This is a genomic window from Caulifigura coniformis (genome assembly GCF_007745175.1).
In the GTDB taxonomy this organism is placed as follows: domain Bacteria; phylum Planctomycetota; class Planctomycetia; order Planctomycetales; family Planctomycetaceae; genus Caulifigura; species Caulifigura coniformis.
In genome coordinates this window covers 800,394-823,217 of record NZ_CP036271.1, presented here as the reverse complement: position 1 = coordinate 823,217, position 22,824 = coordinate 800,394, and the positions used below count along the sequence as shown (strand labels likewise).

The following is a 22,824-nucleotide window of genomic DNA, read 5'->3' as shown; positions in this document are numbered from 1 at the left end:
CCCATCTCGTGACAGCGGTTCCCCCGCGGCTTATCGTTTGAGCCTGCCTGAATGGCCGCGCCCCCCGTTGCAGCGGCCGATTCGCGTTCTTCCCGGGTTGTAGTCCATGTCGTCCGTCGCTGAACTGAAGAAAACCATTCGCGAGCAATCCCACGCGAATCGCAATGCCCTGGCCGAGAAAGATGAGCTCAGCAAGCTGATTCTCGCCCGCGTGATGGCGCTGCCCGAATACAACGCCGCACAGACGGTGATGTTTTACATCGACGTGCGTTCGGAAGTCCGCACCCGTCAGGCGCTGCCGATCGCCCTTGAAAGCGGCAAGCGGATCATCGTCCCGTATTGCGTCGACGGCGAGCTCGAACTGTTTCACCTGGAGTCGATGGACGAGCTCGAACTCGGCATGTACCGCATCCTCGAGCCGAAGGCCGAGCTGCGGACGGTCGCCGAGAAGAAGGTCGATGTCAAGGATCTCGACCTGATCCTTGTTCCGGGGGTGGCCTTCGATAAACGCGGCGGCCGGACGGGACACGGCAAGGGTTACTACGACAAGCTCCTGGAGCACTGCCGCGCAAACACGCCGCTCGTCGCCCTGGCATTCGAGTGCCAGATGTTCCCGGAGATTCCGATGGACGGCCACGACATCTTCATGGACAAGGTCGTCACCGAAGAGACCGTTTACGAAGGCAAGGGCCGCTCGTAAGGGTCCCGGCTTTTCACACGGCCTGAAATTCGGAAGCCCGGCTTGCAGTCAAAGGGCGAAAGAGCCGGGCTTCATTTTTTCGAGGAGCATCGCATGTCCGTGACCGTCGCCGACATCGCCAAGATGATCGACCACTCGTTGCTCAACCCGGTCCTCACCACCGAGGAACTCGAGGCCGGGCTGAAGCTCGCGGTGGAATACGACGTTGCCAGCGTGTGCATCCTTCCTTTCTATCTCAGGCGCTGCGCGGAAGTTCTGCGAGAGACGACCGTCCAGCCCAGCACGACGATCGGCTTCCCGCATGGCGGACACACCACCGCCATGAAGCGGGCCGAAGCGGCCCTGGCGATCTCCGAGGGCTGCACCGAACTCGACATGGTCGTCAACATCGGGCAGGTTCTCAGCGGCAACTGGGACTACGTTCGCAACGAGATCCGCGCAGTCGTTGATGCGGCCCACGCTCACGGACGCAAGGTGAAGGTCATTTTCGAGAACTGCTATCTCAAGGACGAACACAAAATCCGGCTCTGCGAGATCTGCAGCGAGCTCGACGCCGACTGGGTGAAGACATCGACCGGCTACGGTTCCGGCGGTTCGACCTGGGAGGACCTCGTCCTCATGCGGAAACACTCCGCTCCGCACGTCCAGGTGAAGGCGGCCGGAGGACTTCGCGACCTCGACAGCATTCTCAAGGCCCGCTCCCTGGGAGTGACCCGCGTCGGGTGCAGCCGCACGAAAGATGTCCTCGACGACGCTCGCGGGCGACTCGCGTAACGGCCGCGAAGCCGTTCACCCCCTTCCTTGTGTTCGGTGGTTCACTCCCGCCCATCGCGCCGTGACTCAGATTCCCGCAGGGGGCGATCGGGAGTTTCCATCCAGGGAGTGCGGCCGCAACGCGAAGCAGCCCGACTGATTCGCTTCAGCGGGAAGCCTCCGCCTCGATTCGGGCGATTCTCCGAGCCCGGGCTCGTCGATGTTCGGCCAGCCGGGCTGCGAGACGCGACTGCCCTACAATTCCCGTCCCGCCGGTCGCATCGCGACCGATCGTCCTTCATACTGACCGTCTTCGTCCCCCCCGTTTTCTTCTGTTCCTCCTTTGAGCGGCCCGGCGCCGCGCGGTCGTGCTGCTGTGTCTACTGAGTCTTTTCAGCTCGCCGCTGTCACTGCGTTTGGACTCGAAGCGGTCGTCGCCCGCGAGCTCAAGCAATTGGGCTATGAGAACACGACCGTCGAAGACGGCCGCGTGTGGTTCAAGGCCGATGAGCTGGCGATCTGCCGCACCAACATCAATCTCCGATCGGCCGAGCGCGTCAGCGTCGTACCAGCGAGGTTCGAGGCCGTCGACTTCGGGATCCTCTTCGATTCAGTGCGGGCGATCGCCTGGGAAGACTGGCTTCCGAAAGACGCGAAGTTTCCGGTCGCAGGCCGCAGCGTCCGTTCGCAGCTTCACAGCACGCCCGACATCCAGCGTCTCGTGAAGAAGGCGATCGTTGAACGGCTGAAGGCGGCCTACGGTCTCACGTGGTGCGACGAGACGGGCCCCGAATACGCCATCGAGGTCTCGCTCGTCGACGACCTCGTCACGCTCTCGATCGACACCTCGGGCGACGGCCTTCACAAGCGCGGCTACCGCGTGAAATCCGGGGCTGCGCCGCTCCGCGAGACCCTCGCCGCAGGGATGCTGCAGCTCAGCTACTGGCGTCACGGCCGGCCCTTCCTCGACCCGTTCTGCGGCTCTGGAACCATTGCGATCGAAGCCGCTCTCCTGGGGCGCAAGATGGCTCCCGGCTATCGCCGTCATTTCGCCGCGGAGCACTGGTACCGCGTTCCGCAGCTCCTGTGGGACGAAGCCCGCGAGGAAGCCCGTGCCGCGGTCGTGCCCAGCGACGGCAAGCTCCTGGCCGGTGATCTTGATGCGGGCGCGATTTCCCTGGCTGGTCGAAATGCGATTTCGGCCGGCGTCGGCAGCGATATCGACTTCGTCGTGCGCAACGTTACCGAATGGAAAGATCTGCCGAGCTACGGCTGCCTCGTTTCCAATCCTCCTTACGGCGAACGCCTCGGCACGATCGATGAAGCCGAGGAAACGTATTACCGCCTTGGGGATCTTTGTCAGTCGCTCGACACATGGTCGTTCTACCTGCTGACTGCCCATCCCGAGTTCGAAGCCATCTTCGGATGGTCGGCCGATCGTCGGCGGAAGCTGTACAACGCGAAGCTCGCCTGCACCCTGTTCCAGTATTTCGGGCCGAAGCCCCCGCGGATTGAGGAATGATGATTCTCCGAACCACCACCATCGGCCTGCATCCGTTCACGCTGGCCCTGGCCTTCCTCGCAACGCCCCTCGCGCTGCACGCTGCCGAGCCTGGCCGGACGCTCACGCCCCCCGAGAAGATCGTTTCGACCTGGGACGACCTGACGGAGGGCGTCACCACGCCCGAGCAATGGTCCGCGCGAAAGTCCGATCTGAAGCGCCGCTATCTCGAGCTTCTTCGAGACCAGCACAAGCCGGCGAAACGCCCGCCGCTGGATCTCCAGGTGCACGAGTCGGTGGTTGTCGACGGTCTCTACGAGCGGCGTCTCGTGAGCTATTCGGTCGAGGCCGACGAACGGGCGCACGCCTATATCGGAATTCCGCTCAAACGCGAGAAGTCGCTTCCGGGCGTGGTTGCGATGCACGGCACATCTGATCGCGGCAAGGAGATGGCCGCAGGACTCGCCGAACTCGCGGGCCCGAAGTTCACACCGGACAAGGCCTACCTCGATCACCTCTGCCGCCGCGGATACGTCGCGATCGCCCCCGATCATTTCACCGCCGGCCATCGCATCCCCAAAGAGGGCTCTTACGTCACTTCGGCCTTCTACGAAAAGCACCCCGATTGGACGGCCGTCGGCAAATTCACCTACGAGCATTCGATCGCCATCGACGTTCTGCAGTCGCTCCCCGAAGTCGACAAGGACCACATCGGATGTATGGGACACTCGCTCGGCGGCCAGGGAACGCTGTTCCTCGCCGCCTACGACGAACGGATCAAGGCGGCCGCCTCGAACTGCACAGCCCCGACGTTCCGTCAGAACGCGAAGGCGACCGAGTGGTCACGTAACCGCTGGTACATCTACTTCAAGCCGCTGCGCCCCGACCTGCTCGAAGGTCAGCTGCCCCCCATCGACTTCCACGAGATCATGGCGCTCGTCGCGCCCCGGGCGCTGCTCGACGTCTCAGCCCTGAACGACGGCGACGGGCTGACGCAGCGACAGCGTGTCCTGGCGTTGCTCAAAGTCGCCGATGCCTACCAGTTCGAGAAGGCGTCCCAGAACTTCGCGTTCTTCGTCCACGGCCGCGGGCATTCCGTCCCTTATGAATCCCGCGAACTGATCTACGGCTTCCTCGACGCCCATCTGAAACCCGCAGAAGCAACCGCGGCCAAGGCCGTCGAGTAACGCCTGCATGGCGATGGCCAAGTCAGCTCAGGCACGTACCTGCCCTGCGCCTTCGACGATGTATTTGTAGCTCGTCAGTTCCCGCAGGCCGCAAGGGCCCCGTGCGTGGAACTTGTCGGTGCTGATGCCGATCTCGGCTCCCAGCCCGAGTTCGCCGCCATCGTTGAATCGCGTGCTGGCGTTCACCATGACGGCCGAGGAATCGACGGCCGCAGTGAACTGGCGTGCCGCCTCTCCGTCGCGCGTCACGATCGCATCCGTATGGTGCGACCCATACTCGTTGATGTGATCGATTGCTTCCTGGAAGTTGTCGACCACTCTGGCCGACAGGATCAGGTCGAGGTATTCGGTCCGGTAGTCCTGCTCCGTTGCGGGCGTCGCGGACGGGAGCAGTTCACGCACTCTCGCGTCTCCCCGCACCTGCACGCCTGCCTTCTCGAGCGCCACTCCGGCCGACTTCAGGAACGGAACCGCCACATCGCGGTGGATCAACACGGATTCCGCCGCGTTGCACACGCCGGGCCGGTGCGTCTTGCTGTTGATCAGGATCTTTTCGGCCATCACCAGGTCGGCCGACTTGTCGACGTAGACGTGGCAGACGCCGTCGAAATGCTTGATGACCGGCATCGTCGCTTCCGCCGCGACGCGCTCGATCAGGGTCTTGCCGCCGCGGGGAATCGTGACGTCAATGAATTCGTTGAGCTTTAGGAACGCCCCGACCGCGTCGCGGTCGGTGGTGTCCACGAGTTGTACGGCGTCCTTCGGCAGCCCGCAGGCGGCCAGTGTCTCCGACAACAGCTGGTGCATCGCCAGGTTCGAATGCAGGGCCTCTTTGCCGCCACGCAGGATCACCGCATTCCCGCTTTTGACGCAGATGGCCGCCGCATCAGCCGTGACGTTCGGACGCGATTCGTAAATGAAGAACACCACTCCCAGGGGAACCCGCACGCGCTGGATCGCCAGCCCGTTCGGTCGCGTCGACCGTTCGATCACTTCCCCCACCGGGTCGGCCAGCGCCGCCACTTCCTCGAGCGCCGAGGCGACACCGTCGATCCGCTTCTCGTTGAGCGTGAGGCGATCGATCGCGGCAGCATTCAGTCCGAATGACGGAGCCGCGGCCACGTCTTTGGCGTTCTCGGCAATCAGCCGGGCCGAATGACGGCGCAATTCGGCAGCCGCGGTCTTCAGCCACAGGTTCTTCGCCTCAGTGGGGGCGAGCGCGAGCTGCCGCGAGGCGATTCGAGCTTGCTGCCCGTATCCACGGGCGTAGTCAGTCCAGTTGTTCATAGAGAGAGTATAGAGGGGTTCATCATCGCCGCGTCGTCCGCGAACCGTGGGGACGCCGGTCCTTGCGGTTACCGCGCCTTCACGGGGCCGCGTTCGGTGATCGCGTGGTCGATTCGGGCCAGCTGGTCTGGCGTGAACGTCCAGTCCATCGCGACAGCCGTTTCACGAATTTGTTCGGGCCTTTTTGCCCCGCAGAGGGCCGAAGTGATTCCCGGACGCTGGATGACCCACGCAATCGCCAGCTGCGCGACCGTCTTTCCGCTTTCCTCGGCGATGGGCCGGATGCTGTCGAGGAAATCCTGGTTCTTCTGCCATTCCTCCCCCTGGAACAGCGGATACGTCAACCGCTTGTCATTGGGGTCGAACTGGTGATTGCGCGGCAGCTTTCCGGCCAGCAGCCCCTTCATCAACGGCCAGTACGGCATCACCGACACTCCGTTCGCCCGGCACCAGGGAAGGGTCGTCGTCTCGATCTCCCGCTGCAGCATGTTGTAGGGAGGCTGGTCGGCCGAAATCGGGCAGACGGCGCTGAACTCTTCGAACTGCGTCACCTGTTCGAAGTTCGAGACGCCTACTGCACGGATCTTCCCGGCGTCCAGCAGTTCGCGAAACGCCCCTGCCGATTCAGCCAGCGGCGTATTGACGTCCGGCGCGTGCAGGTAATAGAGGTCGATCACATCCGTGCCGAGGCGTTTCAGACTTTCCTCGCAGTGGCGTTTGATCGTTTCCGGGCGTCCGTTCCGCACCTGCTTTTTGTCGGGCCCCCATTCGAGCCCTCCTTTGCTCGCGATCACGATCTCCTTTCGCCGGCGCCCCAGCGCCCGGGCCATCAATCGTTCGCTCTCGCCGGTGTAGCCGTAGACATACGCCGTGTCGAAGAAGTTGATCCCGGCATCCACGGCCGCCTGCAGCGTCGCGATGCTCGCCTCATCGGTCACGTTGATGCTGCTGATGCCCGCGAGAGGCCACGTCCCCATCGCCACGGGACTGACATGGATGTCGGTACGGCCAAGACGACGCAGATGAGAGGGAGACACCATGATCGATGCAGTATGGGAACCAGGGAGCGGTCAGGCCGAAACCCGACCGTCAGGCTGGGCGACTTTGAGTCCCCCCGTGCGCAGGCCCCCGGTTTCGGCCAGCTTCTCCATCAGCATGCGCGAAACGTCCGAGAGGATCGCCGGCGTGACTCTCACCCCATCATAGGCCGACAGGTCGACGGGGGGCCCATAATCGACCTGGACACGTCTCTTCGTCAGGAACGGAGCGACCATGCTCTTCGACGCCACCTGGGGCGCGCCGTGAATATAGGCTGGAACGACCGGCCGGCCCGCCTTGAGCGCCAGCCAGGCGACGCCCCCGATCGGCGGCAGCAGGCCCGGGCCGAAGTTGATCCGCCCTTCCGGAAAAATGCCGACGGTGAAACCTGCCCGCATCCGCCGCAGCGCCACCTTCGCCGATTCCATGTCCTCGCCGTCGCGATCGACCGGAATCGAACGCATGTACTTGCAGATGAATCCGATCGCGCCGGGAATCCGCGTGTACTCGGTGGCCGTAAGGAACTCGATCACCGTCATCGGCCCGCGAAAGGGATCTCTCGCCGTCGTCGCCAGGATGAACAGGGGATCGACCGGGCTGCGATGGTTGACCAGGATCAGCGCGCCGCCCGGGGGAAACGGCGAATGCTGTCGATACCTGAGCCCGAAGAAAAGCCCGCCGTAAGTCTTGGCGATGGCGACCAGCATCCACGTCTTCCAGCATGCGCCGGTCCGCCGGATGGCCGCCGCCACCACGCCCACAGCGGTCGCGGCGAACAGCAGAACGATCAAAAAACCAGAAAGGTCCGGCGACACGCGGGGGAGGCTCCACTGAGATGCGACTTCAGCCCGGATCGTGGGTCATCCGTCGCACTGCGTCAACGCCGATTGCGCAAAGCGCCCCGAAGCCCGATTTCCCCGCGATTTGCCCCCGTCGGCGGACGGCAATGCCTGGTTTTCGTTGGAGATCACTCTCCGAGCACGGTCACCGACTGCAGCACGTCGCGACGCGACCTTTCCCAGGAGACGATCGCGTCCTGGCACCGCTCACGGGGATCGAGCACAACCAGCTGCCCTTCATCCAGCCCCGCAAGAATCTCGACGTGGTCCTCCGAACGCTCGCCGAGCGTCACTTCGCAGGGGACGACATCCGTTCCCTGGCGGACAAACACAAGGTGGCAATCGTCGACTTCCGTGACCGCTTCGAACGGAACCTGCAGCGCATCCGCCTTCGAGGCCGCAATCAGGTCGACCCTGGCCGTCAGGCCCGGCGTCAGTTCCACGCCTTCCTCGAGATTCACGACGACTTCGTATTCGCGCAGATCGTAGTTCGGAAAGCGGCCCGTCACGGGGAACTGCGAGAAGCCGGCGACCGTGCCGCGAATCACCCGCCGCGGATCTGCGTCCGTCCGGATTTCCGAGGGAAGCCCCACGCTGAGGAGACGCCGCTGCGTCTCGTGCACACGGACCGTGACCTTCATCTTCGATCGATCGGGAATCACGGCGATCGGCTGAAGGAACTTGACCTTCACCCCCTCACCGATCGGCTCAACCGCATCCCGCTGCTGAGCGTAAACGACCTGCCCATCGTGCGGCGCGCGGATCTCGCACTCCGCGAGCATTCTGGTGGCCCAATCGAACTGCTGCTTCTGCCTCATCAGCCGCTGGCGCTGGGAATTGATGATCCGTTGACGAGCCAGCAGCCTCAGTTCCGCAAGGGATTCCGCGCGCGTGAGGTTGTGCTCGGCAGTCCGGGCATCTCCCTCGAGCGCCTTCAATGTCCGCTGGTGCTGGTGCTTTTCGAGAACCCGTAGCGATTCCGACAGGTCGTTGAATTTCTGCTCGGCCTGGTTGAGCGTCAGCCGCACCTTGTCGACCTCGACGGCCTGCGCGTACCCCTTGGTCCGCAGCCGCTGGGTGAAGTCGAATCGTTCGCGGGCGGTGTGCAGGGCGTCTTCGGCGGCGGCAATCTGACGTTCCAGGTCGCGCACCTGATACGGATATTCCGCAGCCGTGTAGCCCTCAAGAGAGAGAGCCGTCAGATCCTTCTTCAGCCCGGCGCTCGCCAGCAGGTTTTCGTTGTCGATGCGCTGCAGGAGCAGGGCGTCTTCGGCGGCCGCGAGCGCTGTTTCAGCGGTCATGACGTCGACCTGCTCGTCACCATATTCCTCGCGCAGTTTCGAGACGTCGAGACTGGCGACGACGTCCCCCTTCTTGACGAATGCCCCTTCCGGCAGGACGTAGGTGAGCTTGGTTTCCCATTCGACTCTGCTGAAGAGCGTCGTCTTCTGCACGCAGTCGAGTGCTCCCCGCTGAGTCAGCACGAGCGAAAGCGGCGCACGTCTGGCGACGGTCGTTCCCGGCATTGGGGCCACGAGCGAGACCGGAACGGCGACTTCCCTCGGTTCAGGTTCGGAGAGCGCGGCACGTCCGCCAATCAGCCCGCTCACGCCCAGCCCGATCACGCCGAGCAGAACGGCCCACCGGCGCAGACGACGACCGCGGCGCACGGTGACTTCGATGGATGAGTGGCCCTCAGGCATCGGCGGGGTAGTGTTGGGGTGGCTGCCGCGACGGTGCGGCGGTCGTGGGTGCTGACCGCCAAATGGGTGGGACGATACGCCGTCGGTGAGGCAATTGAGTATATCGGACGGCAGACGACCTGACCAACTCCAAATTCCTTAAGCCCGCACATCTTACGCGAATTCACCTTCTCGCCGACTCCAATCAGCGGCGAAAGGACTCCACCAGGGCAATCGATTCAGCGAGTGCACGGACAGGCACGACAGGCGAAAGTTCCGCGGTCGAGATCGGCGAACTGAGATCGACCCAACTGTGGCAACCGGCATAGCGCGGCTCGTCGGGAATCTCGACCGGGTCCGATCGGCGATGCACCTCCACCGCCGCGACGAACAGCCCGGGGCGGCGGTAATGAAAGCGCTCCCTGACAACATCGGTCGACATCACATGTCGCCCATCGAATTCACTCAGGCGCTTCTCATCGTCGATGAACGCGACGGAGCGGATCGTCGCGAAGGCATCGATTCGAAGGCGGCCCGCGGCAGGCGCCTGCTGCTGAACGCGTGAAAGCAGTTCAGACCCTTCCGGCGACAACTGGTCGGGCGACTGATGGAACTGGGTGGGGAACAGCCAGAACTCAGGGTGTTCCATCCGGAATCCGCCGGAGCCCTCGGCGATCCCTCCTTTACGAAGCAGAAGCGACTGTCGTCCCTCGGCCAACGCCAGGCAGACAGCCGCCCATTCCTTCAACGCGATCGAGTTCTCTGTCGTCATGGCTGGTCCACAATGGCGGACCTGACCATGAGCGAGGAACTGCGCCGGGTCCGCTCAGCGATGATAGCCAAGCGACATCATCACGTCATAAAGCTCTTCGAACGTGATGAACCGACGGCGATGGATCAGCTTGTACTGGTCGACCGCCTTGGCGAGCTCATCGATCTCCGGACGCGACGACTCGCGCGAATCGGAGAACTGCCGGCGTTCGACACCCGGAGCGCCCGAAGGCTGCTTGCGCCGCTCCGTGAAGTTCGTGTCGCCGATGTGCTGCTGACTCTGCTCGAAGACGGACGCCATCTGCCAAATCCTCCGGACGAATCCGAGACGGCCATCCCTGACCCGAACTGCAGCCGCCTCCTGTCGGCTCGACGCCCCACTGAGGGGCCGGTGAACTTCTGGACCGGTTCTCGCGGAACGCGCAGACTCGGGCACACTCAAGTTCTTCGGTTCAACCGTACACCGGTGATTGAGACAGGCCGGACGAAACCGGCCGGTGCAGAACTGTTCGACTTTTGACTTTGCCGGTTGAATGGAATAAGCCGGTCGAATCGGTTCGCGGTCTGTGTACCCCGCCGGACTCGTCCCTCACGAAAGGCCGCTCGAAATGAACACTGCCGTACTGGGCGCCGGAGCCATGGGAACGCTCTGTTCCCTGATTCTCTGTAACCGTCCGGGACGGCGGGTCACCCTGTGGGGCCACCGGAAATCGAATGTCGACGACATCGCCCTCCGTCGCGAAAACCGCAGGCTGCTCCCGGGCGTCCCCCTCCCCGAAGCGCTGGTTGTCACGAGCGAGATCGACGAAGCCGTGCGGGATGTCGAATGTCTCGTCGTCGCGATTCCCTCCGCCTATCTCAGGGAAACCCTGCGTGACCTTGCCGCGCGCATTCCCGCCAATCTCCCGGTCGTCAGCGTCATCAAGGGGATCGAGAACTCCACTTTCCGCCGGCCCAGTGAGATTGTCCTCGAGACGATCGGCCCCAGACCGGTCGTCGTTCTCAGCGGCCCGTGCCATGCCGAAGAGGCTGCCCGCGGCCTTCCCGCCACGCTCGTCGCCGCCTCCAGCGACCTCCCGTGGGCTGAACGGGTCCGCGACGAGTTCTCAACGGAGTCGTTCCGCATCTACACGAACACCGACATTGTGGGCGTCGAACTCGCCGGGGCTCTCAAGAACGTGATGGCGATTGCGGCCGGCATCTGCGACGGGCTCGGGTACGGCGACAACGCGAAGAGCGCCCTGATCACCCGCGGGCTTGTGGAAATGACCCGCTTCGTGGTCGCCCTGGGAGGAGACGCCGCGACTCTCGCGGGCCTCGCCGGAGTGGGAGACCTCATCACGACCTGCATCAGCCCTCATGGCCGAAACCGGCACGTCGGCCAGCGTCTCGGCCAGGGCGAGTCGCTGGCGGCGATCACCGCCTCAATGTCCTCCGTGGCTGAGGGAGTCACCACCTGCGGCGGCGTCCACGCCATCGCGGCCGCGAAGGGAATCCGGATGCCGATCGCGAACGAGGTTTACGAGGTGCTGTTCAATGGAAAGGCCGCGGCCGACGCCGCCCGCGACCTCATGCACCGCCCCGCCGGACACGAGTGACTTTCGCTCCGCAATCCCCGGAGAGCACGCCACTTGCCGCCGTCGCCAGAATTCCGCCCGATTCCGTTCAAGATTCTGAACGCCCCGGCGAACACCCTCCCAGAGAGTTGTCGGCATTTGGCCGGTTTCACGACCGCCGACACCGCAACAAGGGCTGCCCCCGGCGGCCCGTTTATCAGGGAGAACAGGCGATGTTTGGCGTCAAGAAGATTCTGGTGGGCACCGCAGCCGTCGCGGGCGTCGGAGCTTTTGTCTTCGGCCGCGATGTCTGCAGCTACGTCCGCACCGGAGCGAACACGGTCCGCGAATCGATCAAACGCGAAGTTCCTGTCGAGTTCCAGATCGAACGCGCGAAGGAGATGGTCAAGCAGCTCACTCCCGAGATCCATCGTTCGCTGCATGCCATCGCCACGGAAGAAGTGAATGTCGAGCAGCTTCAGAAGTCGATCGCGAAGCGTTCGGCCGACATGGATGGCCAGCAGGAAGCCATCCTCTCGCTGTCGGGCGATCTGAAATCGGGCTCGACGCGCCTGACCTACTCGGGCCGCAACTATTCCGTGAAGGAGGTGCAGAAGGACCTCGCCGAGCGCTTTAATCGCTTCAAGGTGGCGGAGGACACTCTCGATCGCGAACGGGACGTGCTGCAGGCGAAGGAGAAATCGCTGACCGCCAATCGCCAGAAGCTTGAAGGGATGCTCTCCGCCCGGAAGGATCTGGAAGTCGAAATCGAACGGCTCCAGGCGCGGCTGCAGAGCGTCCAGGCCGCCGAGACCATGAGCAATCTGCAGTTCGACGACTCCGCGCTGAACCGCGCCAAGTCGCTGGTGGCCGAGATCAACAAGGAACTCGATGTCCGCGAACGCATCCTGGACGCCGAAGGCAATTTCACCGGCCTGATTCCGGTCGAAACCAAATCGGTTGCTCCGCAGGACATCGCCGAGCAGGTCCAGAAGTACTTCGGCAAGGACCAGGACGCGGCGAAGGCGGCGGCCACTGTCGCCAGCCATGAGTCGGAGGACTAGTCTGACTGGTAGTCGATAAGCATGCGGTCCCGCTCTCCGCGGGACGGCATGCGGTCGATGTCTTCTCCGTCCTTGATCTGCGAGCGGGTTTGTGATGGCCGGCCTGGTTCACCGCGCTCTGGAATGGTTGCCGCCGAGCTGGCAGACGGCCATCGAGCAGGAATCCCGCGATTGGCGGGCGCGGTGTCCGAAGTGCCTTCGCGAAACATCGGTCTGGGATCTTGGAGGCGTCAGGTTCAAGGCCGCGGGGACGCCCTTCCGCCGCATTCGCTGCATTCATTGCAGCAACGCTTTCCTGGGCCAGCTCTATCGAGCCGGGTCGAGCAATCGGAAATCGCATCCGCAGGCTCCCACCGGCAGTCTTGCGGAAGTCGGCCCTCTGCCGACCTCCGTCAAACAGGGCTGGGGCATCGCCGGCGGAACTGAAACGGAAACTTCGGCCTCCCTGCTCCCGGGAAGCTGCCGGCTGTGGATCGACGGGGCCGGCTCCTTTCTGCTTCTGACTGAGGACGCGATCACGATTGGAAGTCCGTCCACCAGCCGCGACCGTCCGGACGTCGCGATCATGGCTGCCATCTCGCGGCGTCAGGTCCAGATCGTCCGGAGCGAGGAAGGCTTCCTGCTGCTTCCGGCTGGCGATCAACCGCAACCGAGTCGCCTCGTCCGTTCGAGCGAGGCCTTTGACATCGGCGGGGCCGTGCAGATGCGTCTCCGCGTGCCGAACGCCCTCAGTCAGTCGGCCGTGCTCGAAGTCGTGTCGGCCCATCGCATCGAACCCCGTTGCGACGGCGTAATCCTTCTCGATCAGGTGTGTGTTCTTGGAGCGGGAGCCGACGCCCACGTCCGGAATCCCGAGTGGTCCACGCCGCTGCTCCTGTTCCGCCGCGACAATTCCCTCTGGTGCAAAGCGATCCCGGACCTTCAGCGAAACGGAACGCCCGTTTCCGGTGAAGCAAAGCTTGAAAATGGAGACGTTTTGACGACGGAAGACCTGCGGCTGCGTGTCGAATTGTCCTGCCGAACGTGAGCCGCACTGGTAGAATCATGCGGCTCCACGAACTGCTTCACCTGGATCAACAAGATGATGGCGCAAGACTTCTTGATCCTTCGCACACACGGTCGCGTTCAAGTGACGTCGTCGCCCGAGTTCCCGGCTGCGAGCCGCAAGCATCATCAGGACCCAGGGCTCCACTGACATGAAGTTCACGTTCGCCCCCGAATCGAAGCCGCTCGAAGGCTATACGATCAAGCGTGCCATTTATCGCGGCGGGTTTGGCGAAGTCTACTACGCGCTCTCCGACGCCGGACGCGAAGTCGCCCTGAAGCTCCTGCAGCACAACACCGAGGTTGAGCTCCGCGGCGTCCAGCAGTGCCTCAACCTGAGCCATCCCAACCTCGTCACGATCTTCGACATCCGCCAGGACGGCGATGGCGACCACTGGATCGTGATGGAGTATGTCGCGGGCGAAACGCTGGACCAGGCCATCCGCCGGTTCCCCTCCGGGATGCCGATGGAGGAAATCCGTCGTTGGCTCCCCGGTATCGCGGAAGGGGTCTCGTACCTTCATGACAACGGACTCGTCCATCGCGACCTCAAGCCTGCGAACATCTTCTCCGACAGCGGCTGCGTGAAGGTTGGGGACGTCGGCCTCTCGAAGTTCATCACCCAGAGCCGCCGCAGCGCGCAGACCCAGAGCGTCGGCACGGTCTACTACATGGCCCCCGAAGTCGCGAAGGGACGCTACGGCAAGGAAGTCGACGTCTACGCACTCGGCGTCATCCTCTACGAGATGCTCACCGGTAAAGTCCCCTTCGACGGCGACTCCACCGGTGAGATCCTGATGAAGCATCTCACCGAAAAACCTGATCTGTCGAAGCTCCCGCCGCGGCTTCGCAATGTCGTCGGTCGTTCGCTCGAGAAGGATCCTGCCCGCCGCTACGCCAGCCCCCGCGAGTTCGCCCTCGCCGTCGACGCTGCCGTCGTCGGCCGCCATAGCGCACCGGCCACGGAATTCACCGCGGCGGGCGGGGACTTCGCACGATCCGGAGAGGCCTCTCCCAGGTTCCGGCGCGCTACCAGGGCAGGCTGCCGGAAGCTCTGCGGAATGAAACCGTGGCCGCAGGAAGACGGCAGCGACTACGGCCAGGCCGCCTTCACCTGGTTCTGCCTGATGATCTTTTTCAGCATGATGCAGATCTGGGTGCTGACCCCGATCTCGCTCATGTTCGCGATGTACTACGGAGGCAACTGGGCCTACCGCAAGGCCACCGGCGTCGGCGGAAGCGTGGCCAGTGCGTTTCGTTCCGCAATCGCCGGCGCGACCTCGCAGCCTCCGCTCGTCGCCCGCCACGCGGCGGCGGCCGGACATCACGTCGCCGGCGCCGCGCGCTCCGTGAAGGACACCGTCACCAACGTCATCTTTCCCGCGTCCCTCAGCCAGTCCGCCGCTCCAGCCCTGACCCGCTGGACCCACTGGACGGGCGCCGCCCCCCTGGCCGCGATCATCGCGGTCCTCACCACACTCGCCGCAACGTTCGTCACCGCCCGCTTCACCTCGCGGCCCATGTTCCGGATCTTCCATGACTCCAACCCTGGATCGTGGATTTCCTTCGCGACGTTTGTCGGCTCCGCCATCGCCGCGTGCTGGGGCATCACCGCCGCCTGCAAGTACTGGGAGGGCCGCTCCCCCGCCGGAATCGCCCGCCGCCTCAGCCTGGGGGCCGTCGGCCTGGTCGTCGGCGCCTTCAGCGGAGCGATCAGCCGGTATCTGGCCGTCGATGGACAAGTCCCCGCCCTGTTCGGCGACATCCTGAACGGCGCCTGGAACCGCAACCCGCCCGGCGGGGCGCTCATCGGCGAACTTCAGCGGGCATTTGGACTTGCCGACCCGTTGATCGTCGCCACGGCGCTCCTTTTCGGAGTCTTCTTCGCCCTCAGGAACTGGTCCCGTCAGACCGATGAGGCCCGTCCGTCCCGATTCCGACTCAGCTCGCTGTTCGCGACGGTCTTCACCGCCTGGTTTGCCGGCGCACTGTTCGGCGTGATGTCTCCGACGTTCCTCACCTGGGCCGCCGTCGTCTCGTCGTCCGTCCAGCTCGCCTCCGTCTGGCGACCCACGACCGTCGATCGTCGCGCCGTGTAGCCCCTCAAGTCGCCTGAAGTTCGCAGACGCTGCGTTTTTTTTCCGGAGAGCCTCCATGGACGCCACCGTCCTCATGCCAAGTTGGATCGTCATGCTCGTCGCGATCTTCGCGTTCGCCATGTTCATCCGGCTGACGACCTCCGGTCGGATCGGACTGGTGCTCATCGCGGTCGGCCTCTTAGCGACCATCTCTGTGGCCCGGCATCCTCAACAGAATGTGCTTGTCGCGCATCGAGGGCCGCATGAACTGGCCATGGCAGACAGTGCTTTGCCGTCGCCGGCGCCGCCTCCCGCCAGGCAGGGGAAACCCAGGCGCGCACCCAAGGCAAAGCCCTCTCCCGCCCCGCTCCATGCGGGGGGCACCGCCAGTCCCGACGCTCCGCCTGCTCCTCCCGTCGCTGGCGTCCTGCCGTCCGACCCGGTCAGCAGCGACGTCGACCCGGAGGATGCCGAATCGCCGATCACGCTCTATCAGGGAACATCCAGAACAGGACGCCCGATCGACGCCCTTCCCGCCTGGATCGCCGAACTCGCCAACTCCAGCCCCGGCTCCAACTCCGTCGCCTTCAGCAGCGACCGCTTTGCCACGATCGAAGAGGCCGACAAGCAGTTGTGGACCAAGGCACGCGACTTTGTCGCCCGCGACCTGAGGGAACGCATTCCGGACGCTGCCGGGTGGTCCCCGTCGTCCGACCTGCTCAAGTCCCGCGGCCTGATCGTGGAACGCTGCGTCGAGCGCACCGAGATCCAGGTCGGGCAGTTCGTCGAGCCGATGTACCGAGTCCACTGGAAGGCCTCCCTCTCCACCGATCTGCGAACGTCGGTGGTCGATGCCTGGAGGCCCACAGTTCAGCAAGGCCGCCTCGAAGCGGTGAGCATCGGCTTCCTGGGAGCGACCGGGCTGTTCGCCTTTATGAACATCATTCTCCGGAGCGTCGCCGCCCGGGTGGCTGCGAAGAAGTCACCACCGCAGGTCGCGCCTCACGCCTGATTCGCCGCCGGAACGGCACCGCTCAGTTCAGCGCCGTTCAGTTGGACGCCGTTCGAGTCAGTGAGAGTGAGTGATGACCGCGGCTGTGTGGCGCTCTTCCAGAGTCCCCCCCCCGCGAGCCGCCTCTTCGGGGCCTGTCGCTTTTCCGCGGAACGAAGTCGGCGCATGCAAAACGGCGCGCTCGGAGGCACGCCGTTGATTGTCCCGGCGGGATCATCGCGGAGAGACCGGATCCGGCCTCTTCCGCCGATCAGGCCTTCTCGGCCGCCTGCTGGGCCGCGGTCCGCTCGAAGGCCTCGGCCTGGCGGTTGTGCTTGTCGGCGCGGGTCTGGAACTGCTTCCGCTTCGGGATGCTTCCAGCGATGTTCGCGAGGTTCGTGTACTTCTTCGCGAGGGCGCGCTTCACTTCGGCGAGATGCTTGGGGCAGCTGGTCATCGAACGACTCTCAATCCACTTCGGTGTTCACTGGAGCAGCCGCGCCCGGATCGGACCGCTGCAAATTGCATTTTGAGACTCGCAGGTCTCCAATGGAGACCCGCCCCGCCGGGGCTCGCGCCAGATGCTGACGCCGTCCCGAAAAGTCGAGCCGCGGAGTGTAGCAACTTCCCGCCGAGGCCGCCATGCAATTCCAGTCTTCCGAAGATGCGATGAGGCAAGCCCTTACGCTGGCGGCCCTCGGAATCGGTCGAGTCGAGCCCAATCCCGCGGTCGGCGCCGTCATCGTCGACGACAACCTCCAGCTCCTCGGCCAGGGCTACCACGAAGAATTTGGCGGACCACATGCTGAGGCCGGCGCCCTCGCTGAAGCAGGCGCATACGCAAAGGGCGCCACACTTTATGTCACACTGGAACCGTGCGCCCACCATGGCAAAACGCCCCCCTGCGCCGACGCCATCATCCAGGCCGGCCTCCAGCGCGTCGTCATCGCCATGCAGGACCCCTTCCCCAAGGTCGACGGCCGCGGAATCGACCTGTTGAAAAAGGCCGGCATTGCGGTGGAAGTTGGACTCCTGGAAAACGAGGCCCGCCGCCTGACCGCTCCTTTCCGCAAGCTGACGGAAACCGGACTGCCCTACGTCCACGCCAAGTGGGCCATGACGCTCGACGGCCGCATCGCCACGGCCAGCGGCGATTCGAAGTGGATCACCAGCGAGGAGAGCCGTGTCCGTGGTCACCGCCTCCGTGGCCGCATGGACGCCATTCTCGTCGGCTGCGGGACGGTCCTGGCCGATGATCCCCTGTTGACGGCCCGCGTGGGCGCTCCTGTCCGCAAAGCCACCCGCATCGTCTTTGACTCCCACGCGAAGATCCCGCTCGATTCGCAACTCGTCACGACGGCGAAGGACACGCCTGTCCTGGTGATCGCCTCCGCACGGGCCGATCGTGCCAAGGTCGACCAGCTCCGGCAGAAGGAGGTGGAAGTCCTGCAGCTCGCGTCTGATCCCTCCGAGAATCGCGCCGCCGCGGTCCAGAATGTTCTCGAGGAACTCGGCCGACGCCGGATGACCAACGTTCTCGTGGAAGGGGGTGGCCAGCTGCTGGGCTCGTTCTTCGACGCCGAACAGGTCGACGAGGCGCACGTCTTCATGGGGCCCAGGATCATCGGCAGCGCCGACGCGCGGTCGCCGGTCTGCGGGGAAGGGCGCCGCTGGATCGCCGATGCGGCGGAATTTGAGCTGCTCAGCCATGAGCGCATCGGCGATGATGTTTATCTGAAGTATGTTTCCCGTCCCGGGTCCGACTTCGAGTGACGCCAGCCGACCAGGGAGTGCCCCAGGGGAATCGAGTCCCGGCGCACGCAGTTCGACACCCGTGACCGACACGCTCCAGACTCGCCTCCGTGGAAACACATCCGCTTCGACTCATCCGCAGCCTCAACCGCAGCCGGCAGATCGCCACGGTGCTGCTGAACTACGGCTTTGGCGACATCATGGAACGCCTCGGGCTGCGGCGTTACCTGCAGTGGGGGACCCGGATTTTTCTGCGCCGGAAGTCGGCCACTCCCGAACCGCACCTGACCACCGCCCGCCGCATCCGGATGGCGTTCCAGGATCTCGGGCCAACCTACATCAAGTTCGCCCAGGTCCTCAGCACCCGGCCTGATGTCGTCCCCGCCGAGGTCATCGAAGAACTCTCGCTTCTCCAGGAGTCGGTCCCCGATTTCCCCAGCGACGAGGCGGTCCGGATGGTGGAGCACGAGCTCGGCCGGCCGGTCAGTGAACTGTTCAAGGAGTTCGATCTCACGCCCATGGCCGCGGGCTCCCTGGCGCAGGTCCACCGCGCGATCCACCACGATGGCCGGCAGCTCGCGGTCAAGATCCGCCGGCCCAATGTCGTCTCGCTTGTCGAGCGCGATCTGTCGCTGATGTTCGATCTGGCGGCCCTCATCGACCGCCACATTCCGGAGGCCCGCACCTTCGACCCCGTCGGGCTCGTGAACCAGTTCGCGCGAACGATTCGCCGCGAACTTAACTTCCGCCGCGAGGCCCAGTCGCAGCGGGAGTTCCGCAAGCTCTTCAGCGCCGACGCGACGCTCTACGTCCCCTACGTCTTCGACGACCTCTCGTCCGAGGGAGTCCTGACGATGGAGTTCATCCAGGGCTGCCGGTCCGACGACAAGGCCAGCCTCGACAAGCTGGTCCTCCCCCGATCGCAGCTGGCCGTCAACGTCTCGCACATCTTCATGAAGATGTCGTTCGAGTTGGGGGTCTTCCACGGCGATCCCCATCCCGGCAACTTCCGCGTCCGCGACGACGGCTCGATCTGCCTGCTCGACTATGGAATGGTCGGTTACCTCGACGCTGCGAAACGCGACCAGCTCGCCGACCTGCTCGTCGGCGTCGCCCGACACGACGTCGCCCGTGTCGTCGACGTCATGCTCACCCTCACCCAGACCGTCGAGCCTCTCGACCTCGTGCTCCTGACGGCCGACGTCAACGACTTTGTCAAAACCTACTACGACCTGCCGCTGGACGAGCTCAACGTCGGCCAGCTGCTTTCGGATTTTGTGGCGATCCTCGGGCGGCACACGCTCCGCTGCCCCCCGGATCTCATGCTCCTCATCCGGGCGCTGGTGACGCTGGAAGGAGTCGGGAGGGAGCTCTATCCGGAATTCGTCCTGGCCAACGAGCTGCAGCCCTTTCTCGAAGCGCAGATTCGCCGCCGCTACGACCCCCGGAGAATGGTGGACAAGGCCTGGACCGACATTCGCGATCTCGCATCGTCGCTGCATGCGATGCCCGGACAGCTCTCGCGGGCGCTCAACCGGGTTGCCAACGACCGGCTCCGGATCCAGCTCGACCTCAAGGGGCTCGACCGGGTGATCACTGAGTTCGATCGATCGAGCAACCGCGTCGTGATCGGGGTGGTGACTTCATCCATCCTGCTGTCGACGGCCATCGTGATCCGCGGCGGCGGCTCGCTCTGGATCAACATCCCGGCCTTCTTCCTGTCGGGCTGCCTGGGCATCTGGCTGATCTACGGCATCCTGCGCAGCGGCCGGCTGTAGCCAACACACGCTCGGCCGCCGCTTCTGATGGATCGCGGCCCCGAACTCGCCATCGCGCAACCTCCCGTAGAAGGATGTCGGGACCATGAACGGAAGCCCCCGGTTCTCCCTTGAGTCGCAGGCCGTCTAGCGGTCAGAATCATGGTCGCTTATTCATTGCGGGTTCATTCGATTCGGTCTCCTCCAAAGCTCTCCATGTCGTGCTTCCAAAAACTGGTGCTGCGCCTGCTGCTGATGGCATGCGTGCTCGGCATGGGAGTTCAGGTCGACGCCCAGGAACCACCGCCAGCGGCCGGGACGCCGGCAACCGCCGCTCCAGCCTCCCCCCTGCCGCCTTCCCCGATGATCGGGGGCGGGGACAAGTTTCCCCCCATGCCGGGCGGGGCGTTCTACCGGGGAAACCGGAACAGCCTCAGCCCCCAGATGTCCCCCGTGGCGGGCGGCTACATCAGCCTGTGGAAATTCGCTCCTGTGCTGCTGCTTTTCGCGGCCTGGATCCACTACGGCAACTGGGTCGCAGAAGACGCCGCCAGCCTCAAAGTCCGCCCCGTCCTGTGGAACGGTGTGCAGTTAGGGGCAGGGGTCGGCGCCATGTTCCTGGCCCTCACGGTTCCGAGCTTCGCGGGCAGCTTCATCGGCAGCCTCCTCGCCTGGGGCGGACCACTCGCCATCTACATCAAGGAACGCAACGACCGCGTTCCCGACTCGGGCAAGGTGATGACCCCGGCCCATCTCAAGAAGTGGGGCGTCCGCCAACTCGCGCGGATCGGAGTCCACCTCGGAACGGGCCGCGCCGTCGATTCCGTCGTCGGCCCCCCCATCATCTTCATTGGAAAGACCCGAACCGGCGCGAAGGACGAGAAGGCCTCCCGCGCCGTCGAAACCTCCAAGGGGTATATGGCCGCCCGCGAGCTCGTCTATGACGCGATCCTCCGCCGCGCCACCGACATCCATATCGAGCCCAACGAAGACGAAACCTCCGTCCGTATCCGCATCGACGGCGTCATGTATCCGACCGAGCCGTTCGACCGGCCGATCGGCGACGCGATCACGAACATCTTCAAGGTTCTCTCGGCGATGGATATCACCGAGCGCCGGCGGCCGCAGGACGGCAGCTTCGGAGCCCTGTGCGAAAAGCGGGAGATCGACTTCCGCCTCGCCAGCCAGGGGACGCGTCACGGCGAAAAGCTGAGTATCCGCATCCTGGACCAGTCGAACTCGGTGAGCACGCTCGAGGGCCTCGGGATGCGCAAGCAGCTCGAGGAAAAGATCAAGCTGATTATCGACCAGCCGCACGGCATGTTCCTCAGCTGCGGCCCGACCGGAGCCGGCAAGTCGACCACGCTGTACGCCTTCCTCAGTTACATCGACCGGTATGAGAACAACATCATCACCGTCGAAGACCCGATTGAGTACAAGATGGAAGGCGTCACGCAGATCGAGATCAACCAGAAATCGGGGCAGAGCTTCGGCCAGTCGTTGAAATCGATTCTGCGGCAGGACCCCGACGTCGTGATGATCGGTGAAATCCGCGACGAGGAAACGGCGAAGATCGCCTGCCAGGCCGCGGCCACCGGTCACATGGTGTTCTCCACCGTCCACGCCAACGATTCGGTCTCCGCCCTGTTCCGAATTCTCGATCTTGGCGTCGAGCCCTTCATGCTCGGCGGCTCGCTGTCGGCCGTGCTGGCCCAGCGTCTGGCCCGCCGGCTGTGCCCGCACTGCCGCGAGGCCTACCACCCGAATCCCGAATTTCTCAAGAAGGCGGGGCTGTCGGCGGAGAAGGTCAAGGAGTTCTATCGCCCCCCTACGAATCCCGAGGAATCGTGCACGCACTGCGGGGGCCTGGGATACCGCGGCCGCGTCGGGGTGTTCGAACTGCTGAATATCAACGAGCGGATGCGGGACATGATCCGCGACAAGGCCGCGATGTCCGCCATCAAGGCCGAGGCGCGCAAGGACGGCATGCTGTACATGAAGGAAGAAGGTCTCAGACTCGTCGTCCGCGGGGTCACCTCCGTCGACGAACTCCTCCGGGTCGTCAAATAGTCCTTTTTATTACCCACTACTCACTCCCCATTCATCCTCAGGCATGATCGACCCTCTTCTCCTCGCCGTCATCGGAGTCGTCACGTACTGCGTGGCGAGCGAAGGCCCGTGGGGAGCGGCGACGACCTTCCTTTCGATCATTCTCGCCGGCCTGCTCGCCATGAACTTCTTCGAGCCGGTCGCCGCGATGTTTCCAGCCACTCTGGAATGGCAGACCCGGGCGGACATCATCGCCCTTCTGGGCCTGTTCGCCCTGGGAGTCACCGGACTGCGGATGGTGGCCGAATACCTGATGCCGACGCAGATCGAGGTCAATCCGCTCGTTTATGACGGAGGCCGCTGGGGCTTCGGCCTTCTCTCCGGCTATGCCACCGCCGCCATCGTGCTGACGGCCCTGCATACCGCCCCGCTCCCGCGCGAGTTTCTCGATTTCCAGGCCGAGCGCAATAACTTCTTCGGACTCACGGGGATCGAGAACGCCCCGGACCGGCAGTGGCTCGCGTTCACGCAGTACGTCTCGGAGAACATCTTCTCGACGGGCAACGTTTTTGATCGGTCGGAGTTCTCGCGCTACAACGGGAAGCCTCCGGAGTTCTGGTCGACGTTCCCCATCCGCTACGCCGATCGCCGTCAGCGATACTCCTCCGGCGCATCGGTGGTCTCGGCCGCGCCAGGCCCGCCGTCCAATGCCCCGCCTCGGTCCGCCGCCCCGGGCGGCGGCGGCGGTGGCGCTCCGTCAAGCCCCTTCTAAGTC

Annotated in this window: 20 protein-coding genes; 13 read left to right on the top strand and 7 right to left on the bottom strand. The window is 64.2% G+C overall.

Features of this window, described 5'->3' with window-relative positions; translation table 11 throughout:
* Positions 1-106 precede the first annotated feature (106 nt).
* From Pan44_RS03295 to Pan44_RS03280, 4 genes are all read left to right on the top strand, one after another.
* Positions 107-700 (top strand): 5-formyltetrahydrofolate cyclo-ligase, encoded by a 594-nt coding sequence (locus Pan44_RS03295; RefSeq protein WP_145027214.1) that lies wholly within the window; start codon positions 107-109, stop codon positions 698-700.
* Positions 701-793: 93 nt separating this feature from the next.
* Positions 794-1,474, top strand: a complete 681-nt coding sequence (gene deoC / locus Pan44_RS03290) for a deoxyribose-phosphate aldolase (protein WP_145027212.1) — start codon at positions 794-796, stop codon at positions 1,472-1,474.
* A gap of 355 nt (positions 1,475-1,829) precedes the next feature.
* Positions 1,830-2,975 (top strand): THUMP domain-containing class I SAM-dependent RNA methyltransferase, encoded by a 1,146-nt coding sequence (locus Pan44_RS03285; protein WP_145027210.1) that lies wholly within the window; start codon positions 1,830-1,832, stop codon positions 2,973-2,975.
* Positions 2,972-4,141, top strand: coding sequence for a dienelactone hydrolase family protein (locus tag Pan44_RS03280; protein WP_145027208.1), 1,170 nt, complete (start codon positions 2,972-2,974; stop codon positions 4,139-4,141). Before Pan44_RS03285 ends, Pan44_RS03280 begins: the two co-directional genes overlap by 4 nt.
* A 27-nt stretch (positions 4,142-4,168) precedes the next feature.
* Here Pan44_RS03280 and Pan44_RS03275 read toward each other — a convergent pair whose 3' ends face one another.
* The 6 genes from Pan44_RS03275 to Pan44_RS03250 all read right to left on the bottom strand — a co-directional run bounded on the left by Pan44_RS03275 (position 4,169) and on the right by Pan44_RS03250 (position 10,059).
* Entirely contained in the window at positions 4,169-5,428 is a 1,260-nt protein-coding gene (locus tag Pan44_RS03275; RefSeq protein WP_145027206.1) for a glutamate-5-semialdehyde dehydrogenase, read from the bottom strand.
* Positions 5,429-5,496: 68 nt separating this feature from the next.
* Entirely contained in the window at positions 5,497-6,468 is a 972-nt protein-coding gene (locus Pan44_RS03270) for an aldo/keto reductase (protein ID WP_145027204.1), read from the bottom strand.
* A gap of 30 nt (positions 6,469-6,498) precedes the next feature.
* Positions 6,499-7,281, bottom strand: coding sequence for a lysophospholipid acyltransferase family protein (locus Pan44_RS03265; RefSeq protein WP_145027202.1), 783 nt, complete (start codon positions 7,279-7,281; stop codon positions 6,499-6,501).
* 152 nt (positions 7,282-7,433) lie between these two features.
* Entirely contained in the window at positions 7,434-9,008 is a 1,575-nt protein-coding gene (locus Pan44_RS03260) for an efflux RND transporter periplasmic adaptor subunit (RefSeq protein WP_145027200.1), read from the bottom strand.
* Positions 9,009-9,192: 184 nt separating this feature from the next.
* The gene (locus Pan44_RS03255) at positions 9,193-9,759 is read right to left on the bottom strand and encodes a DUF1802 family protein (RefSeq protein ID WP_145027198.1); all 567 of its coding nucleotides are present in this window, start codon (positions 9,757-9,759) and stop codon (positions 9,193-9,195) included.
* Positions 9,760-9,813: 54 nt separating this feature from the next.
* On the bottom strand, positions 9,814-10,059 hold the full coding sequence (locus Pan44_RS03250; protein ID WP_145027196.1) for a ubiquitin family protein: 246 nt from the start codon (positions 10,057-10,059) through the stop codon (positions 9,814-9,816).
* A 307-nt stretch (positions 10,060-10,366) separates the two neighbouring features.
* Between Pan44_RS03250 and Pan44_RS03245 the strand changes: the two genes are divergently transcribed.
* From Pan44_RS03245 to Pan44_RS03225, 5 genes are all read left to right on the top strand, one after another.
* On the top strand, positions 10,367-11,356 hold the full coding sequence (locus Pan44_RS03245) for an NAD(P)H-dependent glycerol-3-phosphate dehydrogenase (protein WP_145027194.1): 990 nt from the start codon (positions 10,367-10,369) through the stop codon (positions 11,354-11,356).
* 191 nt (positions 11,357-11,547) lie between these two features.
* Positions 11,548-12,378 (top strand): hypothetical protein, encoded by an 831-nt coding sequence (locus Pan44_RS03240; protein ID WP_197453803.1) that lies wholly within the window; start codon positions 11,548-11,550, stop codon positions 12,376-12,378.
* 94 nt (positions 12,379-12,472) lie between these two features.
* Positions 12,473-13,405 (top strand): hypothetical protein, encoded by a 933-nt coding sequence (locus Pan44_RS03235; protein WP_145027192.1) that lies wholly within the window; start codon positions 12,473-12,475, stop codon positions 13,403-13,405.
* 169 nt (positions 13,406-13,574) lie between these two features.
* On the top strand, positions 13,575-15,521 hold the full coding sequence (locus Pan44_RS27220) for a serine/threonine-protein kinase (protein WP_197453802.1): 1,947 nt from the start codon (positions 13,575-13,577) through the stop codon (positions 15,519-15,521).
* A 55-nt stretch (positions 15,522-15,576) separates the two neighbouring features.
* Positions 15,577-16,512, top strand: a complete 936-nt coding sequence (locus tag Pan44_RS03225) for a hypothetical protein (RefSeq protein WP_145027190.1) — start codon at positions 15,577-15,579, stop codon at positions 16,510-16,512.
* A 250-nt stretch (positions 16,513-16,762) separates the two neighbouring features.
* On the opposite strand, the gene Pan44_RS03220 is transcribed toward Pan44_RS03225, so the two are convergent.
* The gene (locus tag Pan44_RS03220) at positions 16,763-16,948 is read right to left on the bottom strand and encodes a hypothetical protein (RefSeq protein ID WP_145027188.1); all 186 of its coding nucleotides are present in this window, start codon (positions 16,946-16,948) and stop codon (positions 16,763-16,765) included.
* Between the two features lie 212 nt (positions 16,949-17,160).
* Here Pan44_RS03220 and ribD point away from each other — a divergent pair, with 212 nt between their 5' ends.
* The 4 genes from ribD to Pan44_RS03200 all read left to right on the top strand — a co-directional run bounded on the left by ribD (position 17,161) and on the right by Pan44_RS03200 (position 22,821).
* A complete protein-coding gene (gene ribD, locus Pan44_RS03215) occupies positions 17,161-18,264 on the top strand; it encodes a bifunctional diaminohydroxyphosphoribosylaminopyrimidine deaminase/5-amino-6-(5-phosphoribosylamino)uracil reductase RibD (RefSeq protein WP_145027186.1) in 1,104 nt (367 codons plus the stop codon).
* Between the two features lie 89 nt (positions 18,265-18,353).
* Entirely contained in the window at positions 18,354-20,021 is a 1,668-nt protein-coding gene (locus Pan44_RS03210; protein WP_145027184.1) for an ABC1 kinase family protein, read from the top strand.
* A 195-nt stretch (positions 20,022-20,216) separates the two neighbouring features.
* The gene (locus Pan44_RS03205) at positions 20,217-22,070 is read left to right on the top strand and encodes a GspE/PulE family protein (RefSeq protein ID WP_231754212.1); all 1,854 of its coding nucleotides are present in this window, start codon (positions 20,217-20,219) and stop codon (positions 22,068-22,070) included.
* 43 nt (positions 22,071-22,113) lie between these two features.
* Positions 22,114-22,821, top strand: coding sequence for a CvpA family protein (locus tag Pan44_RS03200; protein WP_197453800.1), 708 nt, complete (start codon positions 22,114-22,116; stop codon positions 22,819-22,821).
* Positions 22,822-22,824 lie beyond the last annotated feature (3 nt).